This is a genomic window from Anoxybacillus eryuanensis, from assembly GCF_051200995.1.
Taxonomy (GTDB): Bacteria; Bacillota; Bacilli; order Bacillales; family Anoxybacillaceae; genus Anoxybacillus; species Anoxybacillus tengchongensis.
This window is the reverse complement of record NZ_JBPODS010000019.1, coordinates 23,390-30,297: the sequence shown is the minus strand read 5'-3', so window position 1 is coordinate 30,297 and position 6,908 is coordinate 23,390. Positions and strand designations below refer to the sequence as shown.

Below are 6,908 nucleotides of genomic sequence, written 5' to 3'. Positions count from 1 at the left end.
GAACAGTACGTTCTACAACACCCGGATGAGGTGTTGCGCCGCATCGGGTGTACTGCGTAAATCAGAGGTTAAAATTTTAAATTGGATGTATATAGATGCAAGTGCGGTTGTCCATCAGGATATGTAATGACTAAATCAGGCGCTAAATAATAACGGTTCAATCGTGACATTTTCTCAAACCCTTTCCCAACATAATAAAATAATAAAAGTAAGAACCACCTGATTGAGTTTCAGATGGTTCTGATCATGCTAATTATTAGTCGGACGGGTGCATAACAACCATCGGTGTTTCCTGTTCTTCAAAAATAAATGTTTCTTCTTTTACTGTATTATTTTTTGATTTTTTATCCATTTATTCCACCCCCTTACATCACTTAGGTTTATATTATAATAGAATGATAATTTAGTCAAGTTTAAAATTTGAGAATTATAAGAAATATGGTAGTATTAAGTTAAGATTAGTAATAATTTTCCACCAAATTGCTGTGTAAATCTGCATTTGAAGCCGACACCATAGTCTATTTTGGCCGACAGAAATTAATCTAGGAGGAATATCCATGATAACTTTAGTTCGAATGAACGAAGAACAATATAAAAGGTTCTTCGAAGAGACAGTCAGAGAGTATGCCGAAGAAAATGTAAAGGAAGGTAGATGGACACCATCAGAATCGATTGGACGAGCAATCAAAGAAACAAATGAACTATTATCTAAAGGGATTCATACGAATGGTCATTTTTTGTGTTCATTGCATCACGAAGTAGTAGGCGCAATAGGCACGATTTGGTATGAAGTAAAAGAAAACAATGGCGAGAAATCAGCTTTTATATACAGCTTTAAGATATACGAAGAATTTCAAGGCAAAGGATATGGAAAGCAGTCACTTATTGCATTTGAAACTGACCTTGCCTCGATGAATGTAAGTTCAATCGGGTTACATGTTTTCGGGCACAACAAACGTGCATATCAGTTATATACCAAGATGGGGTATATTCCAACAAGCATTAAAATGAAAAAATATCTCAGAAGCAAATGAAAACTAACTCGTATCTCGATTTTACTAGACTTTAGCACTTGAGAAAGGCTTTCTTTTTATGGGTTCAGGAGTTCTCAATAATATGTCAATGGAGAGGATTTATCCTTTGGGGGGGTATAGCGATGAACATTGTCACGCATTGGTGGCTGTTCGATATGGCACCGGTGTCCGGGGTGCTACGGGCGGTCTTCTACACTGGTTTGCTTGTGCTGTGTATCGTCGACTTTCCGACGCCACTACAGGCGGCGAAGATTATGGACAGAACCGAGCGTGTCTTTTACACCCCGGTCTTGGCGATGCGGCTGCTGGGCCTCCGCTGGGTTAGTCCCCGCGTGCTGTCAGTTGTGGCCAAGCTGACAATCGCAATGTGGGTAGCGGCCGCGGCCGGGTTCTTCCAGCCGGTCACTGGTGTACTGACGTTCCTGGGTTTCGCATTCTTGCATATGGTAAATGCTGGTGCGCTAGGCGCCCACCACTCGAAGCACTCGGCGCTGTACGCGTTGCTGGCCATGTGCTTCTCGGTGTCCTACGACTTCTCGCTAGACGGTCTGCTCGCCCAGTACGTGAACTGGCCTCTGTTGGTGCCCGATCAATCGGCGTTCACCTCAGGGTTTGCCCCAAAATTGTTGCTATTGGTCCTATCCTACATTATGTTCGCCGGCGGCGTGTCCAAGCTCCTCTACGGTGGCCTCGGGTGGTTAAATGGCGACGCATTGCGGTTCTATGTTAAGTACTCGCCGTCCCGCTGGCCCTTCATGACCAAACTATTGGTGGGTAGCCCGGTGCTGTGCCGGGTGTTAGCATCTCTGACCGTGCTAATCGAACTGTTGGCCCCGGTCGCGATCTTCGTTCCCTCGTGGCGGATTCCGTTGGTCGTATGCTGGATTTGGCTACATATCGGCATCATGTGCGTGATGCGTCCCATGTACTTGGTACAAATGTGGTGCTACCTGCTTCTGATTGTGCCGAGCCTGACCGACCATTCGAGCACCACCTCCGCTGTCTCCTTGGGAGGCTTGTTCACCACCGTGGGAATGCTCGCGTGCGTGGTTCTAATCACGGTGCTAATACGACAGTCTGAGGAGTGGCCGTTCACCTCGGTGCCAATGTACTCTAATGGCCTGACGAATGGCGCCGTGCGAGCACCCTCCGAGTCCGAACTGTACGAGCGCGCTGTACGTGCTCAACGAAACCAGCACCGGGCGTGGCAAAGGGCGTGGTTGCCTGTGGATGCCATGGAGGAAATCGTAGTTCGGTCGACCGACGATGGCAAGAAGCACCGGCTGTTCCAACTGATGCTCGAGAACAAGGTGGCCAAGTTTGTCCGCTGGCCCCAATACGCCAAGGTGGTTCGCGCTACCGCGATTGCCGATTTGGCGGCGAAAGCAGCAGACGGCGTAGAATTGGGCGTGTGTGGACCGGAATACCCAGCGACCCGCCTGTTGCATGAGGTCGCGTTGATTTTCAAGAACGCGATCCCAGACTGGGATCGGTATGACCGCATAGAACTAGTTTGCCGTACCGACTCGGGTAGTGTAGTGATTGCCTCTGTGCCACTAGGCACGCAGGAAGTTCGAGGATCTGGTGACCCGCAACAAAGATCCGAAAGTATGCGAGTAGAGCAATACGGTGAACTCCAGGACAGATTAATGAGCTGATCAATAACCAAAGACCAAAAATGTTAGAGTTTGACGTAGGATAAAAAATAAATATAATTTTTTACACAAATTTTACAGATTGCTATCAGAACTACCAGTATTAAATAATATTAATGTGAATTTTGTAAGGGGGTTATATATGCCGATTAAAAGTAACTATTCATCCCGATAGTAGTATGTAAAGAAGCTCAACACAAATAGGGCATCCCCGTAATAGAAAATGCCCTAAGTGGTAGAAAGAACACGATCGAGCGTTTCGCCTGTCAACAGAAGACATAACGAATCCCACACGTTTTTTTCGTGTTTCGTCAGTGTGGAAACGATGCTTCTTGTGATGCAGACTGGGCGAATGTTTCTTCACGAAACGTACCCGAAATGTTCTCTTTGACTTTGACCATGCGAAGATCGCATTCGGCTTGGTTGTTGTCAAAGGGAACATGCACTTTACGTGAAAAACGCAGCGCTTCTTCCTTTCGTTTCTGAAGCCGTCGAATAAAAGCGAGTGATTTTTTCGGAAGAGGCGTCATCGTTTCCCATCCGTGCTGTGCTTTCGCTAGGATGCGATCATACATTCGTTCCCATCGTTTCGCTTCTTTTTTGGAAAGTGTACCGTGATGAGCTTCGACGGCCTGTTTGGCGGCTAATAGAAACGTGGTCATGCGCGATGCCCATGTATGCCCTTGTTCGATGAAACCCTTCAATTCACGCAAATGATGGGCATGGCAAAGAGCATGGGTGGCTTTCGTGTATCTCGGATACGTACCGAACCCATCGTGCATCATCGTCCCTTGATATCGGGGAAGAATCCCGATGTCATCGGTCGCTTTCTTTCCGCGAGAAACGTGAGGAGCCAAGTACGTATATTTCGATGTACACGCGACATGCACCCATGCGAGTTTCCCATCCATGCGCAAACTCGTTTCATCGACATGCAAGATATCAGAGTCAAGCAAGGCGTCTTCGATCATGTCCATATTGGATTCTAGCGCTTCGCGTCCTCGTTTCACCATATTGGCAAGGGTTCCTGTACTGATTGGGTGTTGATATCATGCTTCGATCGTATCACTCAAACGTTTGTAAGGGATCAATTGAATATGGTGCAAATATACAGCGAGCGCCGTGAGCCGTGGACCATATTGCACATGATTCGTGACATGTGGTGGAAACTCTGCTTGTTGAACACATCGGCAATGTGGACAGGATTTCACTTCACGTTCATGTTGTGTCACCTCGATCGTCACGGGAGGGAGATCGAACACTTGACGGACATCGACTTTGAACGGTTTGACTTCACGCAAAGAAGCCCCACATCCTTGACACGTGTGCACACGATGGACGATGCGATGATGTGGATGTTCCACTTGATGGAGCGTCGTTCCTTGATGCCCTTCTTGTCCGCCTGGTTTGTTGCCAGATGGCTGACGAGAAGAATGGGTGTGAAAACGGTCAGAAGATGGGGGCAAATGGCTATTGGAGCTGTTTTTTTTCGTGCGTGCTTCCAGCTCTTGAACGCAATACTTGAGTTGTTCATTTTCTTTGCGCAGCTGTTTGTTTTCTTGACGCAAATGTTCATTTTCTTGAACGAGTTGATGAATGAGCTGTTTTTGTTGTTGAACTTTGCCGATGAAGCTCTCAACTGTAAATACAGCTTGTTGTACCGTCAACATGCGATTCACCTCCTTGTCTATCAGTATTCACATCATAGACAGGAAAAGCAAAAAATATTCAGCTCACTTTATGATGTGGATGAATGGTTACCGATGAAAATATTTTCCCTATTCTTCTAATTCAGAAACTCGTTTTTTCATCTCTACTAATAACTGATCAAATAAATGAACATATCGCTGGCGAATATGTTCATAAATTTCCATCGCTATTTGTTCATCGTATGTATGTGATGTCCTATTTCGATCTTCTAACATTTGAATCCATGCTTCTCCATCTTGAATAAGTCCTTCTTTAAATGCTTGTTTAATCGTTTTTCGCGGACTTGTCATTTCGTTGTTCCCGTTATATTCTAAGTAACTTTTCATCCATTTCCATGCTAGTTCGTACGTAAATTCAAATCGTTGAATTGTCGCGTCAAGAACTAGGTCGTCTTTTTCCACATCACGCGTAATGCTTTGATGTAGTTTATTTAATGCTTTTTCAAAGTCAAATAGTTTATCCATGATTTTATTCATCGTCACAACGGCCTCCCCTCGTTCATTTGTTAAAAAAATTGTCTTTCCTTCGAGATCAATATACGATTTGAGTTTTTCATTGCCGATCTTTTCATAATCAATAGCATCTACCGTATAAATGATATTTGCTTCTGCTAAATCGTCTTGAATGCGGTACAGCTGCTCGTTATGGCTTCTAAACTTAATCGCAATATCGATGTCCGACGTTTCTTTATAATCGCCTCTTGCCCTTGATCCGAACAAAATCACTTTTTCAATGATGTTAGCATAATTTCGAAACACACAAATGAGGTTATAAAATGTTTGCTTTTTTAAGCCGTACATGTTTGTACTCAATCGCCCATCACCACCCACTTCTATATCATATGAAGGATGTTTTTCTTCATTATACCCTATCACTCTTATCTTACGTATTTGAAACCCCTCTTAGCATTTTCGCCAAGAGGGGTTTTACATTAAAACATTTCTGATACCGTTTTTGCTTGCATATGAAGAAGTAAGTAGTCTGGTCCACCTGCTTTCGAGTCTGTGCCAGACATATTGAACCCGCCGAATGGATGGTAGCCGACGATCGCGCCTGTGCAACCACGATTAAAGTAAAGGTTTCCGACATGGAACTCTTCACGCGCTTTTTCTAGGTTAAAGCGGTTATTTGAAATGACGGCACCTGTTAATCCATATTCTGTATTGTTAGCAATTTCAAGCGCATGGTCAAAATCTTTTGCTTTCGTGAACGCCACAACAGGCCCGAAAATTTCTTCTTGCATAATGCGCGCTTTTGGATCAACATCGGCAAACACCGTTGGCTGAATGAAGAAACCTTTCGAATCGTCTCCTTCGCCGCCTGTCATGAGCTTACCTTCTTGTTTACCAATTTCGATATATTCCATAATTTTGTTGTATGCCGATTGGTCGATGACCGGTCCCATAAATGTGCTTTGTTCTTCTGGGTTGCCGACTTTTAATTGTTTCGTTAACTCAACGACGCGATTTAATACTTGGTCATACACTTCTTCGAGCGCCACAACACGTGAGCATGCCGAACATTTTTGACCAGAAAAGCCAAAAGCAGAGGCAACGATGGATTGAGCAGCTAATTCTAAATCTGCTTCTTTGTCCACAACGATTGTGTCTTTTCCGCCCATTTCCGCAATAACACGCTTGAGCCAAATTTGTCCTGGATGCACTTTAGCCGCACGCTCATAAATGCGAATACCAACATCGCGAGAACCTGTGAAGCTAATGAAACGTGTGCGCGGATGGTCAACTAAATAATCGCCTACTTCTGCACCGCTTCCTGGAATGTAGTTTAATACACCTGCTGGAAGCCCTGCTTCTTCTAACACTTCAACAAACTTATACGCCACGACTGGCGTTGCACTCGCTGGTTTTAACAATACTGTATTTCCTGTCACAAGTGCGGCAACGGTTGTTCCTGCCATAATCGCAAACGGGAAGTTCCACGGCGAAATAACAACGCCGACACCAAGTGGAATGTAGAAGAAACGGTTTGTTTCTCCCGGACGGCTTTCGACAGGGATGCCGTCTTTCAATTTCAACATTTGACGAGCATAATATTCCATAAAGTCAATTGCTTCTGCAGTATCCGCATCCGCCTCTTTCCATGGTTTTCCTGCTTCTTTCACAAGCAATGCGGAAAATTCATGTTTGCGACGACGCACAATCGCTGCCGCACGGAATAAAATATTTGCGCGCATTTCTGGTTTCGTTTTGCTCCACCATGTAAATGCTGCGTCTGCTGCTTGCATCGCTTTTTCCGCTAAGTCTTTATTTGCTTTCGCCACGCGACCAACAATTTCTGTTTGATTTGCAGGGTTGATCGAAACAATTTTATCTTCTGTCATGATTCGCTCGCCGCCAATCACAAGCGGATAATCTTGACCAAGATAAGCTTGTACCGTTTTTAATCCTTCTTCAAACGCTTTTTTGTTTGCTTCGACTGTAAAATCAGTAAATGGTTCATGTTTGTAAGGTTGTACCATCATGTAAGCCCCCTTTGTTGAAATTACAAA

Annotated in this window: 4 protein-coding genes and 1 pseudogene; 2 read left to right on the top strand and 3 right to left on the bottom strand. The window is 44.5% G+C overall.

Features of this window, described 5'->3' with window-relative positions; all coding sequences use genetic code 11:
* Nucleotides 1-557: 557 nt before the first annotated feature.
* Entirely contained in the window at nt 558-1,034 is a 477-nt protein-coding gene (locus HNQ84_RS13690; protein ID WP_088223588.1) for a GNAT family N-acetyltransferase, read from the top strand.
* A 122-nt stretch (nt 1,035-1,156) separates the two neighbouring features.
* Complete coding sequence (locus HNQ84_RS13685) at nt 1,157-2,692, top strand: HTTM domain-containing protein (RefSeq protein ID WP_183248936.1); 1,536 nt, start codon at nt 1,157-1,159, stop codon at nt 2,690-2,692.
* Nucleotides 2,693-2,917: 225 nt separating this feature from the next.
* On the opposite strand, the pseudogene tnpC reads toward HNQ84_RS13685, so the two are convergent.
* The 3 genes and pseudogenes from tnpC to pruA form a co-directional block, all read right to left on the bottom strand.
* Nucleotides 2,918-4,359, bottom strand: a pseudogene (gene tnpC / locus HNQ84_RS13680) (IS66 family transposase).
* 108 nt (nt 4,360-4,467) lie between these two features.
* The gene (locus HNQ84_RS13675; protein ID WP_435622420.1) at nt 4,468-5,199 is read right to left on the bottom strand and encodes an HI0074 family nucleotidyltransferase substrate-binding subunit; all 732 of its coding nucleotides are present in this window, start codon (nt 5,197-5,199) and stop codon (nt 4,468-4,470) included.
* Between the two features lie 131 nt (nt 5,200-5,330).
* The gene (gene pruA, locus HNQ84_RS13670) at nt 5,331-6,878 is read right to left on the bottom strand and encodes an L-glutamate gamma-semialdehyde dehydrogenase (RefSeq protein WP_435622418.1); all 1,548 of its coding nucleotides are present in this window, start codon (nt 6,876-6,878) and stop codon (nt 5,331-5,333) included.
* Nucleotides 6,879-6,908 lie beyond the last annotated feature (30 nt).